Origin of the sequence: Sorangium sp. So ce1036 (genome assembly GCF_051369805.1) — a bacterium.
Classification (GTDB): domain Bacteria; phylum Myxococcota_A; class Polyangia; order Polyangiales; family Polyangiaceae; genus Sorangium; species Sorangium cellulosum_F.
This window is the reverse complement of sequence record NZ_JBBMOX010000001.1, coordinates 3,517,632-3,535,550: the sequence shown is the minus strand read 5'-3', so window position 1 is coordinate 3,535,550 and position 17,919 is coordinate 3,517,632. Positions and strand designations below refer to the sequence as shown.

At 72.8% G+C, this 17,919-nt stretch carries 14 protein-coding genes; 6 read left to right on the top strand and 8 right to left on the bottom strand.

Annotation, left to right across the window (positions count from 1 at the left end; translation table 11 throughout):
• Window positions 1-122: 122 nt before the first annotated feature.
• The 3 genes from WMF31_RS13635 to WMF31_RS13625 all read right to left on the bottom strand — a co-directional run bounded on the left by WMF31_RS13635 (window position 123) and on the right by WMF31_RS13625 (window position 3,140).
• Window positions 123-1,289 (bottom strand): hypothetical protein, encoded by a 1,167-nt coding sequence (locus WMF31_RS13635; protein WP_436602350.1) that lies wholly within the window; start codon window positions 1,287-1,289, stop codon window positions 123-125.
• An 8-nt stretch (window positions 1,290-1,297) separates the two neighbouring features.
• Entirely contained in the window at window positions 1,298-1,981 is a 684-nt protein-coding gene (locus WMF31_RS13630; RefSeq protein WP_436602349.1) for an RNA polymerase sigma factor, read from the bottom strand.
• A gap of 67 nt (window positions 1,982-2,048) precedes the next feature.
• Window positions 2,049-3,140, bottom strand: a complete 1,092-nt coding sequence (locus tag WMF31_RS13625; protein WP_436602348.1) for a hypothetical protein — start codon at window positions 3,138-3,140, stop codon at window positions 2,049-2,051.
• A 165-nt stretch (window positions 3,141-3,305) separates the two neighbouring features.
• Between WMF31_RS13625 and WMF31_RS13620 the strand changes: the two genes are divergently transcribed.
• Complete coding sequence (locus tag WMF31_RS13620) at window positions 3,306-3,683, top strand: hypothetical protein (RefSeq protein WP_436602347.1); 378 nt, start codon at window positions 3,306-3,308, stop codon at window positions 3,681-3,683.
• A 157-nt stretch (window positions 3,684-3,840) separates the two neighbouring features.
• Here the strand turns inward: WMF31_RS13620 and WMF31_RS13615 are convergent, their stop codons facing one another.
• From WMF31_RS13615 to WMF31_RS13605, 3 genes are all read right to left on the bottom strand, one after another.
• Complete coding sequence (locus WMF31_RS13615; RefSeq protein WP_436602346.1) at window positions 3,841-4,737, bottom strand: carbohydrate ABC transporter permease; 897 nt, start codon at window positions 4,735-4,737, stop codon at window positions 3,841-3,843.
• Between the two features lies 1 nt (window position 4,738).
• Window positions 4,739-5,671, bottom strand: a complete 933-nt coding sequence (locus tag WMF31_RS13610; protein WP_436602345.1) for a carbohydrate ABC transporter permease — start codon at window positions 5,669-5,671, stop codon at window positions 4,739-4,741.
• Window positions 5,672-5,791: 120 nt separating this feature from the next.
• On the bottom strand, window positions 5,792-7,198 hold the full coding sequence (locus tag WMF31_RS13605) for an ABC transporter substrate-binding protein (protein ID WP_436602344.1): 1,407 nt from the start codon (window positions 7,196-7,198) through the stop codon (window positions 5,792-5,794).
• A 513-nt stretch (window positions 7,199-7,711) separates the two neighbouring features.
• Between WMF31_RS13605 and WMF31_RS13600 the strand changes: the two genes are divergently transcribed.
• From WMF31_RS13600 to WMF31_RS13590, 3 genes are all read left to right on the top strand, one after another.
• The gene (locus WMF31_RS13600; RefSeq protein ID WP_436602343.1) at window positions 7,712-8,992 is read left to right on the top strand and encodes an isochorismate synthase; all 1,281 of its coding nucleotides are present in this window, start codon (window positions 7,712-7,714) and stop codon (window positions 8,990-8,992) included.
• Between the two features lie 97 nt (window positions 8,993-9,089).
• Complete coding sequence (locus tag WMF31_RS13595; protein WP_436602342.1) at window positions 9,090-11,309, top strand: chorismate-binding protein; 2,220 nt, start codon at window positions 9,090-9,092, stop codon at window positions 11,307-11,309.
• 98 nt (window positions 11,310-11,407) lie between these two features.
• Window positions 11,408-13,558, top strand: coding sequence for an anthranilate synthase component I (locus tag WMF31_RS13590; RefSeq protein ID WP_436602341.1), 2,151 nt, complete (start codon window positions 11,408-11,410; stop codon window positions 13,556-13,558).
• Window positions 13,559-13,882: 324 nt separating this feature from the next.
• Here WMF31_RS13590 and WMF31_RS13585 read toward each other — a convergent pair whose 3' ends face one another.
• Window positions 13,883-14,704: a GNAT family N-acetyltransferase gene (locus tag WMF31_RS13585; RefSeq protein WP_436602340.1), complete on the bottom strand. Its 822-nt coding sequence runs from the start codon at window positions 14,702-14,704 to the stop codon at window positions 13,883-13,885.
• Between the two features lie 220 nt (window positions 14,705-14,924).
• Between WMF31_RS13585 and argG the strand changes: the two genes are divergently transcribed.
• Both argG and WMF31_RS13575 read left to right on the top strand, forming a co-directional pair.
• Window positions 14,925-16,277, top strand: a complete 1,353-nt coding sequence (gene argG / locus WMF31_RS13580; RefSeq protein ID WP_129349892.1) for an argininosuccinate synthase — start codon at window positions 14,925-14,927, stop codon at window positions 16,275-16,277.
• A 165-nt stretch (window positions 16,278-16,442) separates the two neighbouring features.
• Entirely contained in the window at window positions 16,443-16,805 is a 363-nt protein-coding gene (locus tag WMF31_RS13575) for a phage holin family protein (protein WP_129349894.1), read from the top strand.
• A 70-nt stretch (window positions 16,806-16,875) separates the two neighbouring features.
• Here WMF31_RS13575 and WMF31_RS13570 read toward each other — a convergent pair whose 3' ends face one another.
• Window positions 16,876-17,859 (bottom strand): aldo/keto reductase, encoded by a 984-nt coding sequence (locus WMF31_RS13570; protein WP_436602339.1) that lies wholly within the window; start codon window positions 17,857-17,859, stop codon window positions 16,876-16,878.
• Window positions 17,860-17,919 lie beyond the last annotated feature (60 nt).

The window sequence follows — 17,919 nt, the reverse complement described above, 5'->3', positions numbered from 1 at the left end:
AACGAGAGCTCAACCGCCAAGACACCAAGGACGCCAAGAATTGATTCTCTCCTTGGCGTCCTTGGCGTCCTTGGCGGTTCGAATTTCTGCACTTTTCAGGCAGTTTCAACCCGTTTATCGCTCTAGTACGTGAAGGCCTGGAGTCGCGCGACGTGCGGGCTCATCGGATAGGCCTGCAGGAACGCGCGCGCGCGCTGCGCCGCCGCCGCGCGCTGGCCAGCGTGCCAGAGCGCCTCGATGGTGAGCGCCTCCCGCTCCTGCGCCAGCGCGCCTCCCGGGAAGCGGACCCGCGCCTCCTCGGCGATCCTCAGGGCGCCTCCGGCGTCGCCGCGCCGGAGCGCCGCGCGCGCCTCGCCGAGGAGCCTCAGCTCCTCGCGCAGCCGGCTCTCCGGCAACGCCGCCGCGCCGGGCGCCCCGGCCGCGCCGTCCGCGCCGGGCGCCCCGGCCGCGCCGTCCGCGCCGGGTGCGGCGACGCCGGTCTGCGGCGCCGACGCGACGGGCGCCGCCGCGGCGATCTCTGCCGCGGACGGGGACGGCGCAGCGGCGGCGGGCGCCGATCGCGAGAGGCCCCGCTTCGGGGCCGCCGCGCCCTGCCCCGCAGGGGCCGCGACCGCGCGAGGCGCGCGGAGCGCGGGCGCCTCGGCCAGCCCAGCCGCGCCCGCCGGCAGCGCCCTGGCCGGCGAGGCCGCCCCGGCCGGCGGGGCGGCCTCGGCCGGCGGGGGCGCGGCGGTCTGCACGGCCGCGCTGCGGCCCGCCGGCAGCGCCGCCGGCGTCGGAGCCGCCGGCGCGACGATCGCGACGGCCGGGCGGACCGCTGCCGGCAACGCCGTGCTCGGCGTGTCCACGGCGGCGTAGCCGGCGATGAACAGCCCCCCGCACGCCGCGCCGAAGAGCATCGACTTCACGATGCCCGCCGTGCCGGCCGCGCCGGCCGCGCTCGCGAGGCCCCCGCCTCCCAGGACGGCCGCGACCTTGCCCGCCGGCGCCGCGGCAGCCGCGATCTTGCCCGCCGGCGCCGCGGCAGCCGCGATCTTGCCCGCCGGCGCCGCGGCGGCCGCGACCTTGCTCGCGGCTGCGCTCGCCGCGCAGCCCGGGTCCACCGGCAGCGCCCCGCCCCCGGCGCCCTGAGCAACACCGCCGAGGGCCCCTGCCCCGGCCAGACCGAGCTGCGCGGCCATCGCGGCCCACACCTGCTCCTGCGCTCCGTCGGGGGGATCCACCGACGGGGCCGCGCGAAGCAGCTTGCGCTCTGTCCCGAGCGAGCTCACCTCCGCATCGAGCCATCTCACGGGATCGCTCATCGCCCACCTCCCGCGCGCTTCCATGCGGGCCGCTGTTCGACGCCGGACAGGGAGAGCGCCGGCTCCGGCCCCTCCGGATCCTCCGGCGAGCGCTTCACGGCCGTGAGCCCCGGGCCGACGGCCCCCGCCTTCAGCACCGGCTCCGATTTCGAGACCACGCGCCCTCCCACCCGGAACTGGTCGCGCGCGTTCAGGCGCGCAACGGCGCGGCGGAACGCGTCGCGGGCGAGGCGGAGGCGCGAGTACACCGTCCCCAGCGGGACGTCGAGCAGCTCGGCCACCTCCTCGCCGCTCATGCCGTCGAGCTCGAAGAGCGTGAACACGGCGCGCTGCTCGAGGGGAAGCTCGTCCAGGATCGCCTCGAGCAGCACGATCGCCTGCCGCCGCTCCGCCTCCGCGCCGACATCGACCCGGTCATCGGCGCAGTCGAGCAGCGGCTCGTCGTCGTGGGCGCGCCGCCTCAAGTGCGCAAGCTTGCGCCGGTCGCGCGCGACATGAAAACAGATGCTGTAAAGCCAGGTTGTGATCTTCGACCTACCCTCGAACTCGGCGAGACGCCGGTGGACCACCAGGAACACGTCCTGCACGGCATCCGCGGCATCGCTCTCGGGCACGCCGAGCCGGCGGAGCGACCGCCAGACGAACCGGAAATGGTGCGCATAGACCTCTCCGAAGGTCATCCTGTCCTGCCGCCTCTCGCCATGCTGCCCCCTTCGTGGTGGGTCCGGGGCGTCGCCATCACACGAATCACCAGATCGACAGCCGGGCGCCGACGCCCACGAGCAGCCCCACCGGGGCGGATTCGAGCACGACCTCCCTGGTCACCGGCGCGTCGGCCGCCGGCATCTCGCCGCTCCCGGTCCGGTCGCCGCGCTCGACCGTGAAGCGCGCGCGCGTGACCGGGACGAGGAGCGTCGCGCGCGCAGACCAGCCCAGCGGCCCGTGGAGCGGCCCCTCGGCGAGGGCCGCGCCGCCGACGGCGAACCAGGGCACGGCCGCCTCGCGATTCACGGGGAACCCCTCGCCCGCGCCGTGGACGGCGCCGAGGAGCGACGCCGCGCAGGTCGAGAGCCGCGGCCCGTCCCGGCGGCCGGCGACGGTCACGCAGCCGCGCACCGTCGCGGCGGCGAGCTGGGTGGTGGCGACCCCCGGAGGGAACGTGATGTCGCGTTGCGGCAACCACACCGCGCCGAGGCCGGCGGACCAGACGCCGCGGCGCAGGGACACATCGGCCAGGACGGCGGCCCGGAACGCATCGAGCATGCCCACGGTCTGGGCGGCGCCGAGCTCCGCCGCGAGATCCCAGCGCGGCGGCTCGACCCGGGACGGCGCCGGCGCAGGCGTGGCCCTCTGGACCGGGACCACCGGCGCGGGCGGCGGGGCGAGCGGCGGCGGGGCGAGCGGCGGCGGCGGGGCGAGCTCCGGCATCGGCGCGGGCTCGCTGTCGAGCAGGATGGCGATGGTCAGCGCCAGCGCGTCGGCGAGCTCGTCGCACGTCGGCGCCTGCTCCGACGAGAGCCTCCGGGCACGCCCCCCCGCCTGCAGGACCGCGGTATAGCGCGGCCCGTCGCGGTGGATGCGGACCTCGAGCTCGGGCGGGACACCGCCGTCGCTCACCGGGGCGCTCACCGGATCGAGCGCGGGCCGCTGCATCATGCGCTCGACCGCGACGGCGAGGGACGGCGCGTCGGGGCAGTCGGACGCCTCGGGCCCCCTGTGAACCACGAGCCGCGGGCGCGGCCGGCCCTCGGCCTGGTCGGCGCGCAGCGAGCCGGGCGCGAGCGTGCAGAGGACCAGGACGCAGAGCGCGCCCAGGCGCAACGGACGAGGGCAGATCACGGGGCCTCTTTATCGCAAGGCGAAGCGCGAGCGGAGCTAGGACGCGCCGGCCTCGCCGAGCTTGGGCCGGAGCGCTCCGGCGGCGAGGCCGGCGCGCGCACGCCGGCCGCGCCGGGACCTCAATGAGGCCGATGGAACCGCGGAGGATAGGATAAAGTGGTCGCCATGAACGCCTACGACCTGGTGACGTGCACGAGCTGCTACGGCGAGGGTGAGATCAACACGGACTCCGGCCCCTACCTGTGCCGGGATTGCCACGGCAATGGCCGCATCCTCCCGACGGGAGAGCAGATCGAGGAGCGCATCCGCGAGCTCGAGGTCGATCTGGAGCGCCGCCCGCTGGAGGCGCGTCCGGAGACCCGGTGGCTCCTCTTCGAGCTGCGGCGCACGCGCAAGCTGCTCTGGCAGATCCGGTCGTACTGCGAGGAGGCGCAGACCGACGAGGAGCGGGCGATCCTCGTCAAGGTCCGCGATCTGGCGGACGCGGCCGTGGCCCCGAGGAGCCCGGCGCTGCCGCGCGAGCTGCTCCCGGAAGACGCCTGAGGCCCTGCGCCCGGGCGACGCCGCCGGCGGGCAGCGCGCCCGCGTCCTCGCGCCCCGCTGCCCCGGACAGCGCCCCCGGCGTCCTCGCGCCCCGCTGCCCCGGACAGCTCCCCCGCGTGGACGGCGCGCCGGGCCCGTCGGGCCGCGGCGCGCGCCGTCAGCCCTTCACCGCGCCCGCGGTCAGCCCGGCGAGGATCCGCCGCTGGAACACCAGCGTCAGCACGACGAGCGGCACGGTCACGACGATCGACGCCGCCATGGTCGGCCCCCAGGGGATCTCGTACATCGCGCTGGTGGACGTCGAGAACGCCTGGATCGCGTAGGTCACCGTGCGCTTGTCCGGCGTCTGGGTGAAGGAGAGCGCGAACAGGAACTCGTTCCAGGCGGCGATGAAGGCGAGGATGCCCGTCGTGGCCATCCCGGGCACCGAGAGCGGCAGCATGATCCTGGTGAACACCTGCCAGGGCGTCGCGCCGTCGACATAGGCCGCCTCCTCGACCTCGCGCGGGATCGCCTTCAGGAAGCCGGTGAGCACCCAGACCGTGAAGGGGAGCGTGAAGATGAGGTACGTCAGGATCAGCGCGGGGAGCTGGTTGTAGAGCCCGAAGAAATTGACCATCTCGAACAGGGCGCCGAGGACGGCGATCTGCGGGAAGATGGTCATCGCCAGGACCGCGTAGAGCACGACGCTGCGCCCGCGGAACCTGAACCTGCCGAGGGAGTAGGCGGCGAGCGAGCCGACGGCGAGCGAGAGCAGCGTGACCGACACGGCGACGATCACGCTGTTCAGGAGCGCAGTCTGGAACTGGCCGTTCTCCAGCACGGCGCGGTAGTTGTCGAGCGTCACGCGGGAGGGCCAGTAGCGGACCGGGGTCGTGAAGAGCTCGTCGTCCGGCTTGATGGACGAGATGAACGCCCAGACGAACGGGAACACGGTGAACACGAGGACCGAGGCGACGAGCAGATAGAACACCACCCGCAGGGCGATCTGCCCGCCATGCGGGCCGTGTCGGCCCGGGAGCGGCCCGGCGGGGGCCTCAGGAGAGCCGTTCATTTCACGCCTCCTCGGTGCGGAACACCGCGAGATAAATCAGGATGAACACGGCGATGATCAGGAACAGGGCGACGGAGATCGCCGAGCCGTAGCCGATGTCCGAGATGCTGACGAGCGTCTGCTGGGCGTAGGTCGCCATGGTCTGCATGTCCGGCCGGTTGCCGAACATGACGAAGAAGACGTCGAAGACCCGGAGCGCGTCGAGCGTGCGGAAGATGAGCGCGACGAGGAGCGACGGCTTGAGGAGCGGCAGGGTGATCCGGGTGAACTGCTGGAGCGCCGTCGCGCCGTCGACGCGGGCGGCCTCGTAGAGGTCGCTCGGGATGAGCTGCAGGCCGGCGAGCAGGAGGAGCGCCATGAACGGCGTCGTCTTCCAGATGTCGATGAGCGCCACGGCCCAGAACGACACGTCCGGATCGGCGACGAACGCGATGTTCCGGTCGAGGATCCCCAGGCGGTTCACGAGGAGGTCGTTGAACACGCCATAGACGTCGTTGTACATCCATTTCCACATCTGGGCGGAGATGACGGTCGGGATCGCCCAGGGGATGAGCATCGCCGCGCGCACCGCGGACCGCCCCTTGAACCGCGAGTTGACGATGAGCGCGATGCCGAGGCCGAGGCCGAGCTCGCTCAGCACGGTGACGACCGTGAAGAGGACCGTGAGCAGGACGGCGTCGTGGAAATAGCTGTCCTGCGCGAGATCCGCGTAGTTCTGCGCGCCGATGAACGCGGCCGGCTCCCCGGCGCCGAGCCGCGCGTTCGTGAAGCTCAGGTAGAACGTCTGGGCCAGCGGGTAGAGCGCGACGAAGGCGACGACCAGGAGCGTCGGCAGCAGGAAGAGCCAGGCGCGCGTGGTCAGCCGCCTCTCGAACGACGCGCCGCGGGCGGGGGCCGGCCCGATCGTGGTGCTGGGGTTCGCCGGCGTGCTCATGGATAAGCTCCGTTCCTCGGAAGTTGGTGTGGCCGGAACCGGAAGGACCGGGAGAGGATCGCGCGGGCGGCGCCGCGACCCCGAGGGGCCGCGCGGCCGCCGGCGCGATCGGCGCTCCGGTCACCGGAGCGCGCGCGTGAGGCGCTGCTCCACCTGACCGAGCACCTGCTTCGGCTCTTTACCCTGGAGGACCTCGCTCGCTCCCTGAAAAAATGCGATCGACGCCTCGTTGTAGCGGGCGCCGGTGCGGTTCGAGGGGCGCGCGACCAGGGCGATGTCCTTCGCGCTCGCGAGGAACGGCATCGACTTCACCACCTCCGGATCCTGCTGCACCGACCGGATCGTCGGGATGAAGGAGCCCGCCGTCGCGCGGAACTTCTGCCCCTCCGGGCTCGTCAGGTAACGGACGAGCTCGATCGCCGCGTCCTTCTGCGGCGAGAACTTCGAGACGGCGAGCTGCCAGCCGCCGATGGTGCCGGCGCTCTTCTGGCCGGGCTCGTGCGGCAGCGGGGCCGCCGCGAGCTTGCCCTTGATCGGCGACTTGTCGGCGTTCCCCGCGGCGTAGGCGTAAGGCCAGTTGCGCATGAAGGCGGCGTTCCCGCCCTGGAACGTGTTCCGGGCGTCCTCCTCCTCGTAGCTCGTCACGCCCGCGGGGGAGATCGAGCCGATCCAGCCCCTGGCGCGCGCGAGCGCCTTCTGCGCGCCCGGGTTGTTCACCGTGATCTTGCCGTCCTCGATGATCGCGCCGCCGCCGTGCGACGCGATCCACTCCAGCGCATTGCAGGTGAGCCCCTCGTACGCCTTGCCCTGCCAGACGAAGCCGATGAAGTTCGGGTTCGCCGCCCGCTCCCCGTCCTGGATCTTCTTCGCCATCTGCTCGAGCTCGTCCCACGTCTCCGGCGGCTTCGAGTAGCCGTATTTCTGCAGGAGGTCGGTGCGGTAATAGAGCAGACCGAAGTCGGTGAACCACGGCATCGCCACGAGCTTGCCGTCGATCGTGTTGTTCTGAACGATGCTCTCGACATGCTGCTTCGCCGCCTCGCCGAGCTTCTCGCGCAGGTCGACGAGGTTCTGCGCGAAGGCGCCTGGCCAGATGACGTCCAGCATCAGCACGTCGACGTCCCCGGACTGCGCCTGGAAGAGGCGCTGGTAGACGGAGTAGGTCTCGGTCGCGTCCTTCGGCCGGGGGATGATGGTCACCTCGATGCCGGTGTCCTTCTGGAATTGCTGGACCATCACCCTGTCGAGCTCGGCGCCGACGCCCACGGGCTCGCTGTAGTACTTGAGCTTGGCTCCCGCATATTTCTTCGCCTCGGCGGCGTTCGGCACCGCGGGGGGCTTCGCCTTGATCGCCGTCTCGCCCGGCGCCGCCGCGACCGCGGCCGTGGCCGTGGTCGCGGCGTCGCCGCGCGGGCGGCTCTCGCCGGCAGGCGGGCTCTTGTCTCCGCGGCACGCGGAGAGGCCGGCGACCAGGAGGAGCAGCGCTGTGGCGCCCCATGCGCGGAGATCATGCTGCCTGACGTCCATCGCAGGATCCTTTCTGAGCTTTCATCTGAACGATTTCACGTACCGAGGCCCGCCCCCCTGCCCCTGGCGAGGCGCGCCGCTCACGAGCGCCGCCCAGGGCGAGCCTCCGGGCAGCATCGGCCAGATAGGCGCTCCGGGGCAAGCGATCGCGCCTGCCTCGCCACGATAGCTCCGCAAAAGCGGGAGTCTCCTGATGCGACATGATGGCGCAGATCATGGCGAGCGCAGCGCCGCGCGCGCCGGCACGTGCGCGCCGCCACGTGCGCGCCGCCATGTGCGCGCCGCCATGTGCACGCCGGCACGTGCGCGCAGGGCCCTGAGCAGCGCTGGAGCCCGGAAAGCGCGGGGAGCTTTGCGCTTGCGGAGCCCGTCCGGAGGGACTAGAGCGCGATGCTGCGCGGCCGGCGCTCGCGATCCGGCGTGGAGCCGGGGGCGCTCGTCCTCCGTGCCTTGCTGGCTCCAGGTCGGTCCTGCCCGGGCAGGACGAGCCGAAACCGGCCTGCGCAGCGGTACATGGCCCCCCTGACGCTCTCCTCGTTCACCGATGCTCCCCGTGAGGCGGCGCGCCTCGTCGCCCGCACCGTCCGGCTCGACGCGGACACGCTCGCGACGATGCCGGGCGGGATCTCCGCGCTCGCCGGGGAGGCCGCGCGCGTCTGGATGCACCCGAGCGCGCAGCTCATCGCCCACGGCGTCGCCGCCCGCCTGGAGCTGCCGCACGGCATCGACGGCGGCGTCGCGTGGATCCAGGCGGCGCTCTCGTCGATCCAGGCCACCGACGCGGTGGGCCACCCGGGCTCTGGCCCGGTGGCGCTCGGCGCCCTGCCGTTCGACCGGACGGAGCCGGCCGCGCTCGTGGTGCCGGCCCAGCTCGTCGGCGTGACGCCCGACGGGGCGGCGTGGGTCACCACCATCGGCGAGGGGGCCGCCCCGGCCCCGCACCTCGAGCCGGCCGAGCCCCGCCGGCGCTCGCCCGACAGCTTCACGCTGAAGTCGGCGCTCCCCCACGACGCGTGGTGCGAGCGCGTCGCGGCCGCGGTGGCCGAGATCGCGCGCGGCGATCTATCCAAGGTGGTGCTGGCGCGCGCGGTGGACGTCGAGGCGAACCGGCCGCTCGTCGTCGAGGAGATCCTGCGCCGCCTGACCGCGCTGTACCCCTCGTGCGCGATCTTCCACGTCGACGGCTTCCTCGGCGCGAGCCCGGAGCTCTTGCTCTCGCGCCGCGCGCGCGCCGTCGCCTCGCACCCGCTCGCCGGCACGTACGCGGTCTCCGCGGACGTGGACGCCGATCGGCGGTTCTCGGAGGTGCTCCGGCGGTCGGCCAAGGATCAGCGCGAGCACCGCTTCGTGGTCGAGGCCGTGGCCGCGGCGCTCGGGCCCGCGTGCGCGTCGCTCGACGTGCCGGACGAGCCGTCGATCGTGAGCCTCCGCAACGTGATGCACCTCGGCACGCCGATCCACGGCCACCTCAAGGAGGGGGCCCCGGACGCGCTCACGCTCGCGGCGCGGCTGCACCCGACGCCCGCGGTGTGCGGCACGCCGCGCGACCTGGCGGAGGCCTGGCTGGGCGCGCACGAGGGGTTCCGGCGCGGGCTCTACGCCGGGCTCGTCGGCTGGGTCGACGCCCGCGGCGATGGCGACTGGTTCCTCGGCATCCGGAGCGCCACGGTCGACGGCGCGCGCGCGCGGATGGTCGCCGGCGTCGGGGTGGTCGCGGGCTCCAGCCCGGAGGCGGAGCTCGTGGAGACGCAGCTCAAGCTCCAGGCCATGCTCGCGGCCCTCATCCGCCCCTGATCCCGGGGCTGCCGTCGAGGGCGCCCGGGACGCCGCGCCGTCCACGTCGGGAGGCCGGCGTGGGCGGCCCTCGCACGTGCCCCAGGGGAGCACCGCGGTGAAGACACTCCTCATCGACAACTACGACTCGTACACCCACATCCTGGGGCAGTACCTCTGGGAGGTGAACGGCGAGGAGCCGATCGTCATCCGGAACGACGGCCTCTCGCTGGCCGAGATCCGGGCGCTGGAGGTCGACAGCATCGTCATCTCCCCGGGCCCCGGCCGCCCGGAGCGCCGGGCGGATTTCGGCGTCTGCATGGAGGTGTTCGACGCGCTGCCCGATACGCCCATCCTCGGGGTCTGCCTGGGCCACCAGGGGCTCGCGGCGCGCTTCGGCGGGCGCGTCCGCCACGCCCCGCGCGTGATGCACGGCAAGGTCACGGAGGTCGAGCACGACGGCGCCGGGCTGTTCGATGGCGTGCCCAGCCCGTTCCAGGTGGTGCGCTACCACTCGCTGATCGTCAGCGACGACGACCTCCCGCCCGGGATCGAGGTGACCGCGCGGACGCGCGGCGACGGGCTGATCATGGCCCTCCGGATCAGGGATCGGCCCTTCTACGGCGTGCAGTTTCACCCCGAGTCGATCGGCACCGCGCACGGGAAGAAGATCCTCGGCAATTTCCGCGAGATCGCAGCGCGCGCCGCGCGCCCCCGCGGTGCACCGGCGCGCCGTGGGGGCGCGCCCGTTCCGGCGCCGACGCCGGCTGCGCCCGCACCCACGCCCGCGCGGGTGGCCGCCACGCCGACGCGCGGACCGGCGGGCGAGCGGGGGCGCGCCCGGGTGCGCCACGTCCGGCTCCCCTGGGTCGATCCCGAGCGGGCCTTCGCCGGGCTCTTCGCGGCGGCCCCTCACGCGTTCTGGCTGGACTCGAGCGACGGCGGTCGAGACGGGCGCTTCTCGTTCATGGGCAGCGCCGCGGAGGCGCTCGAGAGCCGCGGCGCGGCCGTGACGCGCTGGAGCGCCGCCGGCCCAGAGGGCCCCTTCGAGGCAGCGCTCTCCGAGGGCAACCCGTTCGCGGCGCTCCGGCGGGAGCTCGCGTCCGTGGTCCTCGAGCCGAGCGGCCTGCCCTTCCACTTCACCGGCGGCCTCGTGGGCTACCTCGGCTACGAGCTCAAGGAGCACCTCGGCTTCCGCGCGTGCGCCGCCCCGCGCCGCGCGCTCCCGGACAGCGCCATGATGGTCGCGCGGCGCCTGCTGGCCTTCGATCACGAGGAGCGCGCCGTGTACGCCTGCGCGCTCGGCGAGGACGAGCCCTCGGCGCCCGGGCCCGGCGCGTGGCTCGACGCGATCGCGGCGCGCCTGCGGGCGCTCCCGGAGCTCCCCGAGCCGGCCCTCCCGCCCGTCCCGGCGGGCTTCGCCGATCGGCTCGCGCTGACGCAGCGGCTGTCGCGCCGGGAGCACCTGGCCGCGGTCGAGGCCATCCTCGCCGAGATCCACGAGGGCGAGACGTACGAGGCCTGCCTCACCAACGAGTTCCACGTGCGGACCTCGCTGGATCCGTTCGCGCTCTACCGCGTCCTGCGCCGGACGAACCCCGCGCCGTTCTCCGCGTTCCTCCGGCTGCCGGGCGGCGCGGTGCTCTCGTCGTCGCCGGAGCGGTTCCTCGCGGTCGACCGCGCGGGGCGGGTGCGCAGCGAGCCGATCAAGGGGACCCGGCGCAAGGGGGCCACCGAGGAAGAGACCCTGGCCCTGCGCCGCGAGCTCGCGGCCAGCGACAAGGATCGCTCGGAGCTGCTCATGATCATCGACCTGGTCCGCAACGACCTCAGCCGGGTCTGCGCGAAGGGCTCGATCGAGGTCGAGGAGCGCATGCGGATCACGGAGCACGCGACCTTGCTCCAGCTCTCCTCGGTCGTCACCGGCGCGCTGCGCGACGGCCGCGGCGCGCTCGACGCGCTCGAGGCGTGCTTCCCCGGCGGCTCGATCACCGGGGCGCCCAAGCACCGGACGATCGCGCTCCTCGACGCGCTGGAGCGGCGCGCGCGGGGCGTGTACACGGGCTCCATCGGCTATCTCGCCTTCGAGGGGCCCATGGACATGAACATCGCCATCCGGACCCTCGTCGCCGGCGACGAGGGGGTGAGCTTCGGCAGCGGCGGCGCGGTGGTCGCGGAGTCGCGCCCGGAAGCGGAGTACGAGGAGATCCTCGTCAAAGGCTTCCCGCTGCTCCGCGCGGTCTACCTCGCGGAGCGCGCCGACGACGCGGAGCGCTCCGCCGAGATGGCTCGCTCGCCTGCGCCCGGCCCACGTCCGGCGCGGGCGTCGCGCGGGTGACGGGCCGACGTGCGCGACGGACGCCTGCTCGCGCCAGAGAAGCGGTGTGGCGCACATGGAGCACCGCGTATACTGCTCCGCCAGAAGGAGATGCGGTCTTGAAACGAGAGAGCAAGGTCACACGGGGGGGCGTCGCGGTCAGGCGGGAGGTCGAGGAGCTCGCCGTCGATGGAGCGATCCAGCCCATCGTGGAGGCGCTCGACAGCCATCTCGGCGTGGTCCTGGCGTCGAGCTACGAGGTCCCCGGCCGGTACACGCGCTGGGACATCGGGTTCATCGACCCGCCGCTGGTGCTCGTCTCTCGCGGTCGCGACTTCCGGTTCACGGCGCTGAACGAGCGCGGCCGCGTGATCCTGCCCGCCATCGACGAGGCGCTCCGCGGGCTCGACGCGCTCGAGGCGCTCGCGCGTCGCGGCGACGAGGTGGTCGGCGCGGTGCGGCCGCCCGGCGCGCGGGTGCCCGAGGAGCTGCGCAGCCGGCAGCCGTCCATCTTCTCGGTGCTGCGGCGGCTCATCGAGCTCTTCGCGATCCCGGGCGATCCGCTCTTCGGGCTCTACGGCGCGTTCGCCTACGACCTCGCGTTCCAGTTCGAGCCGATACGGCTCCGGCACGAGCGCCCGGCGGATCAGCGGGATCTCGTGCTCTACCTGCCCGACGAGCTCGTCGCCGTCGATCATCGCCGCGAGCGCGCGACGCGCACGCGCTACGAGCTCACCGCGGGCGATCGCTCGACCGAGGGGCTGCCGCGCGAGGGCGCGACGCGCGCCTACGCCGGGGCCGATCGCGCGCCGCAGAACGAGTTCGCGCCGGGCGAGTACGCCGCGCTGGTCCGGACCGCGCGCGAGTACTTCAAGCGCGGCGATCTCTTCGAGGTGGTGCCGAGCCAGACGCTCCACGAGCCGTGCCCGGTCGCGCCGACGGAGCTCTTCCGGCGGCTGCGCGAGCGCAACCCGGCGCCCTACGGCTTCTTGATGAACCTGGGCGACGCCGAGTACCTGGTCGGCGCCTCGCCGGAGATGTACGTGCGCGTCGAGGGCGACCGGATCGAGACCTGCCCCATCTCGGGCACGATCCCGCGCGGCAGCGACCCGCTCGCGGACGCGGCGCAGATCGCGCGGCTGCTCGCCTCGGCGAAGGACGAGTCGGAGCTCACGATGTGCACGGACGTGGACCGCAACGACAAGTCCCGCATCTGCGTGCCCGGGAGCGTCCGCGTGATCGGGCGCCGGCAGATCGAGATGTACTCGCGGCTGATCCACACGGTCGATCACATCGAGGGCCGGCTGCGGGAGGGCTTCGACGCGCTGGACGCGTTCCTGGCGCACACGTGGGCGGTGACGGTCACGGGGGCGCCGAAGGCGTGGGCCATGCAGTTCATCGAGGATCACGAGCGCTCGCCGCGCGCGTGGTACGGGGCGGCGGTCGGGATCATCGGCTTCGACGGCAGCATGAACACGGGGCTGACGCTGCGCACGGTCCGGATCAAGGACGGCGTGGCGCAGGTCCGGGTGGGCGCGACGCTGCTCTACGACTCCGATCCGGACGAGGAGGAGCGCGAGACGCACGTGAAGGCGTCGGCGCTCCTCGACGCGATCCGGAGGCCCCGCGACGTCCCCGCGCCGGCGCCGGCGGCCGTGAGCCCGGTGCCGGGCGGCCGCAAGATCCTGCTCGTGGATCACCAGGACTCGTTCGTGCACACGCTGGCCAACTACCTGCGGCAGACGGGCGCCGAGGTGGTGACGCTCCGCGCCGGCTTCCCCCACGAGGAGCTCGACGCGTACGCTCCGGACCTGGTGGTGCTCTCGCCGGGGCCGGGCTCGCCGAGCGATTTCGACGTCTCGGGGACGCTCACGGCGGCGCTCGCCCGGCGGCTGCCCGTCTTCGGCGTCTGCCTCGGCCTGCAGGGGATGGTCGAGCATTTCGGCGGGAAGCTCGGCATCCTCGACTACCCGATGCACGGCAAGGCGTCGAAGGTGCGGGTGCTCGGCGGGCGCCTGTTCGAGGGGCTGCCGCGCGAGTTCCGCGCGGGGCGCTACCATTCGCTGTACGCGCTGCGCGACGCGCTCCCGGCGTGCCTCCAGGTGACGGCCGAGAGCGAGGACGGGGTCGTCATGGCGCTCGAGCACGCGGAGCTGCCGGTCGCGGCGGTGCAGTTCCATCCCGAGTCGATCCTGTCGCAGGACGACGACGTGGGGCTCCGGCTGGTGCGGAACGCGGTCACCGAGCTGCGCAGGGCCAGCACGGCGTGAGGGATCACCGGCGCTCGAACGCGTGGACACGAGCCTCACGCCGGTGAGGCACAAAATGAAAAAGCGCCGCCGGGGCCTCGGGGGGGGGAAGGCCGCGCCAGCGACGCTGATCCAGGCTTAAGCAGTAGTCGTACCATTGGAAAAGATCCATCGAGATCGGGCAATTCGCGTGGGTGTCCCGGGCGATCGTTTCGATCCTGCAAGGACGGAGATGCAGGGTTGCAAGAGCGCCGCGCCCCGGGACGGCGCGCTGCGGCCCTCGAGGGCGCTCAGGGCGACCCTGGTTGGCCCTCGGCCTACAGGGCGACCCTGGTTGGCCCTCGCCTACCCTGGCTGGCCCTCGCCTCGCCGCATGAGGATGCCCTTGCTGTAGGCCATGAAGAACCCGAGCCGGATGGCGTTGCGTTCGGTCGGGATGCCAGGGCGCGCGCCGATGCACGCCAGGGAGCCACCGCGCTCGCGAACCCGCTCGAGGCGGCGGAGGATGAGCGCCTGCTGGATACCCCGCCCGCGGAACCGGGGGAGCACCGAGGCGCCGAAGAGCGCGGCGCCCTCCTCGCCGGTCTCCACGCTGCCGCCGCCGGCCGGCTCGCCGTTCACGAGCGCCAGGAACGAGTCGCACTGGGGGTGCGCGACGATGCGGCGGGTGACCTCGAAGAGCGCCGGCGCGATCGGTGAGCCTTCGGGCCGGAAGCCGCTCGTGGCCGTGTCGATGAACGCCCGCGCCTGCGCCTCGTCGGCGGGATCCACCCGGACGATCTCGAGCCCCTCGGGCAGGCCGCGCGGCGCCAGCGCGCGCAGATCCTCGTCCGTCTCGATCTCGCGCGCCAGCACGTTCTCGAACTCGCGCAGCACGAACCCCCGCGCGGCGAGGCCGCGCAGCAGCGACTCGTGCGCGAACGGGCAGACCTCGATCCGCGGCTCCACGCCGCGCTGCGCGTAGAACGCGACGAGCCGATCGAGCTCCTCGTCGGAGACGGGCCCATCCAACCCGAGCCCGACAGCGAGGTTGCCCCAGGAGCCGTCTCCGTCGAAGGCCATCCAGCCGCCCGCGATGGGCTCGGCGTGCGCGACGACGGCGGCGGTGCCGAGCGCCACGCGGCGCTCCTCGATCCGGGCAATCTCGGCATATGACAGCTTCGGCATGGCTGCGTTTCCTCGGCGAGAGGGGTTGCGCAAGAGGCGGTGTCGTCGATGGTAATCCGCCGCGCCACGCCGGGGCCAGCAGCCGCGCCCACGACCGCGGCAGCCCGGGTCCGCGCCCGGCGCCCACAGGCGGGGATCGCCCGCCCGCGCCGCTCACGCCCGCGGAAGCGCGCGATCTCCGCTCGCGCGGCCGCGGGCGTTGTGACTATGCTGCGCCGCCATGAGCAGGATCTTCCGTTCCCTCCCCCCGGCTGGCACCCACCTGGGCATCGCGTTCTCGGGCGGGCTCGACACGCGCTGCGCGGTGGCGTGGCTGGCGCGCAACGGGCTCAAGGTACATGCGTATACCGCCGATCTGGCGCAGCCGGACGAGGCGTCCCCCGGCGACATCCCGCCGATCGCCCTGCAGCACGGCGCGGTCTCCGCCAGGCTGGTCGACTGCCGCGAGGCGCTCGTCCGCGAGGGCATCCTCGCCATCCAGTGCGGCGCCTTCCACCTCTCGACGGGCGGCAAGAAGTACTTCAACACCACGCCCCTCGGCCGCGCGGTGACGACGACCGCCATCGTGCGCGCCATGCGGGACGACGACGTCCACGTCTTCGGCGACGGCAGCACGCACAAGGGCAACGACATCCAGCGATTCTATCGCTACGGCATCCTCGTCGATCCCTCGCTCCAGATCTACAAGCCCTGGCTCGACCCGAAGTTCGTCGGCGAGCTCGGCGGACGCAAGGAGATGAGCGAGTACCTCGAGCGCCACGGGCTGCCCTACCGCATGGGGACGGAGAAGGCCTATAGCACCGACGCCAACGTGCTCGGCGCGACCCACGAGGCGAAGGATCTCGAGCGCCTCGACACCGGGATCAAGATCGTCCAGCCGATCATGGGCGTCGCCTCCTTCCGGCCGGAGGTCGCCATCGCGACCGAGACCGTGACCGTCGGGTTCGAGCGCGGCGTCCCGGTGACGATCGACGGCAAGCGGTTCGGCTCCCTGTTCGAGCTGTTCGTCGAGTGCAACCGCATCGGCGGGCGCCACGGCCTCGGCATGAGCGACCAGATCGAGAATCGCGTGATCGACGCGAAGAGCCGCGGCGTCTACGAGGCGCCCGGCATGGCCCTCCTCCACGCCGTGTACGAGCGGCTCCTGTCCGCCATCCACAACGAGAACACGCTGGAGGTCTACTTCACCCAGGGCCGGCGCCTCGGACGGCTGCTCTACGAGGGCAAGTGGTACGACCCCGAGGCCATGATGCTGAAGGACGCGCTCTCGCGCTGGATCGCGCCCGGCGTGACCGGCGAGGTGACGCTCGAGCTGCGCCGCGGCGACGATTACAGCATCCTCGACACGCGCGCCGACTACATGGCCTATGCGCCGGACAAGCTCTCGATGGAAAAGGTCGAGGAGGCGTACTTCACCCCCGAGGACCGCATCGGCGCGCTCGAGCTCCAGAACCTCTCGGTGACGGACAACCGGCAGTTTTTGATTCACCTCATCGAGAGCACCCGCGCCCTCGGCCCCGGCGGCGCCCCCGCCATCGGCGAGCTGCTCGGCGGCGACAAGCCGAAGGAGTGACGGCGCGCCCCGGGCCGCCGCGCGGCCCAGCAGCCCGGCTCATCGACGAGCGGGCTGCTGCGCGCCGCGGCCTCCTGCGCCGGCGAGGTTGCGCCCGGCCCGCGCCTGGGTCACCAAGAACGAGCGAACCCCGGCCCCGAGCGGCGCCGGGCCAGGGAGGTGATCATGTTCAAGGGTTTCATCATCCAGGCAATCGCCGCGGGCGTCGCGGTCCTCGTCGGGGCGAAGCTCATGCCCAGCGTGCGGATCCGCAAGACCGGGACGGCGATCGGCGTCGCCGCCGTGTTCGCGCTCCTCAACTTCTTCCTTGGATGGCTCGTGAAGTTCCTGGTCGCCGTGGCGCTCCTGCCCGCCGCGATCCTCACGCTCGGCCTGGCGTATCTCTTCCTGGGGCTCCTCGTGAATACGGTCCTGCTCTACGCGACGGACAAGCTCATTGACGATTTCGAGATCAGGGGCATCGGACCGCTCGTCGGCACCGCGGCCCTCATCTCGTTCGCTGGATGGTTGCTGCCGCGCCTCTTCTGAGCCCGCCAGTCGACGCGGACCGTCGCGGCGGCACACCGGCGAGGTCGCCGGCATGCCGCTCGCCTGGGTCTCACCAGCGCTGGTGGACCGCCGCCCGGAGCCGCCGGTCGTAGATCGCGCGGATCTTCGCCATGGTCTCCGGCGGCAGGGCGGGCAGATCCGCGGCGCCGACGTTCTCTTCCACCTGAGCGGGCCGCTTCGCGCCGGGGATGACGCACGTCACCGCGTCCTCCATGAGGATCCAGCGCATCGTCCACGCGGCCATGCTCACGCCGGCGGGCGCGAGCGGGCGGAGCTCGTCGACGACCTCGAGGCCCAGCCCGTAGTCGACGCCCGAGAACGTCTCGCCCCTGTCGAACGCGGCGCCCTCGCGGTTGAAGCTCCGGTGATCGTCGGCGGCGAACCGGGTCGAGGCGCTCATCTTCCCGGTGAGCAGCCCCGACGAGAGCGGGAGCCGCGTCAGGATCCCGACCTGCCGGCGCTTCGCCTCGGGGAAGAAGAGCTCGGCCGGGCGCTGCCGGAGCACGTTGTAGATGATCTGCACCGACTGCACGCCGGGGTACTCGATGGCCTTGAGCGCCTCTTCCACCCGCTCGACGCTGACGCCATAAAACCGGATCTTGCCCGCCTTTACGAGCCGATCGAGGGCGTCGAACACCTCGGGCCGGTAGTAGACGTCCGTCGGCGGGCAGTGCAGCTGGAGGAGGTCGATCGCCTCCGTCTCGAGGTTCTTCAGGCTGCGCTCGACGAAGGCCGTGAGGTTCTCCTCGTTGTAGCCGGCCGCGGTGTGGGGGTTGAGCCGCCTGCCCGCCTTCGTCGCGATGATGAGCGGCTCGCGCCGCTCCCGCCGGAGGCGCGCGAGCAGCCGCTCGCTCCGGCCGTCGCCGTACACGTCCGCGGTGTCGAAGAAGTTCACGCCGCGGTCGACGGCGCGGTGCAGCGCGGCGAGCGACTCCTGATCGTCGACGTCGCCCCACGTCCCCCCGATGGCCCAGGCCCCGAAGCTGACGGTGGAGACGCGGAGGCCCGTTCTTCCAAGAGGTCGGTAGTCCATGGCGGCGCATCCAACCAGATTTTTCCGGCCAGAGCGAGGCCGCCCAGATCTTCCCGGCCA

What these genes read in the sequence shown, in the direction of transcription:
- WMF31_RS13630 (WP_436602349.1), bottom strand. Translation starts at nt 1,981, where the DNA reads ATGACCTTCGGAGAGGTCTATGCGCACCATTTCCGGTTCGTCTGGCGG.
- WMF31_RS13620 (WP_436602347.1), top strand. Translation starts at nt 3,306, where the DNA reads ATGAACGCCTACGACCTGGTGACGTGCACGAGCTGCTACGGCGAGGGT.
- WMF31_RS13615 (WP_436602346.1), bottom strand. Translation starts at nt 4,737, where the DNA reads ATGAACGGCTCTCCTGAGGCCCCCGCCGGGCCGCTCCCGGGCCGACAC.
- WMF31_RS13610 (WP_436602345.1), bottom strand. Translation starts at nt 5,671, where the DNA reads ATGAGCACGCCGGCGAACCCCAGCACCACGATCGGGCCGGCCCCCGCC.
- WMF31_RS13605 (WP_436602344.1), bottom strand. Translation starts at nt 7,198, where the DNA reads ATGGACGTCAGGCAGCATGATCTCCGCGCATGGGGCGCCACAGCGCTG.
- WMF31_RS13600 (WP_436602343.1), top strand. Translation starts at nt 7,712, where the DNA reads ATGGCCCCCCTGACGCTCTCCTCGTTCACCGATGCTCCCCGTGAGGCG.
- WMF31_RS13585 (WP_436602340.1), bottom strand. Translation starts at nt 14,704, where the DNA reads ATGCCGAAGCTGTCATATGCCGAGATTGCCCGGATCGAGGAGCGCCGC.
- argG (WP_129349892.1), top strand. Translation starts at nt 14,925, where the DNA reads ATGAGCAGGATCTTCCGTTCCCTCCCCCCGGCTGGCACCCACCTGGGC.
- WMF31_RS13575 (WP_129349894.1), top strand. Translation starts at nt 16,443, where the DNA reads ATGTTCAAGGGTTTCATCATCCAGGCAATCGCCGCGGGCGTCGCGGTC.
- WMF31_RS13570 (WP_436602339.1), bottom strand. Translation starts at nt 17,859, where the DNA reads ATGGACTACCGACCTCTTGGAAGAACGGGCCTCCGCGTCTCCACCGTC.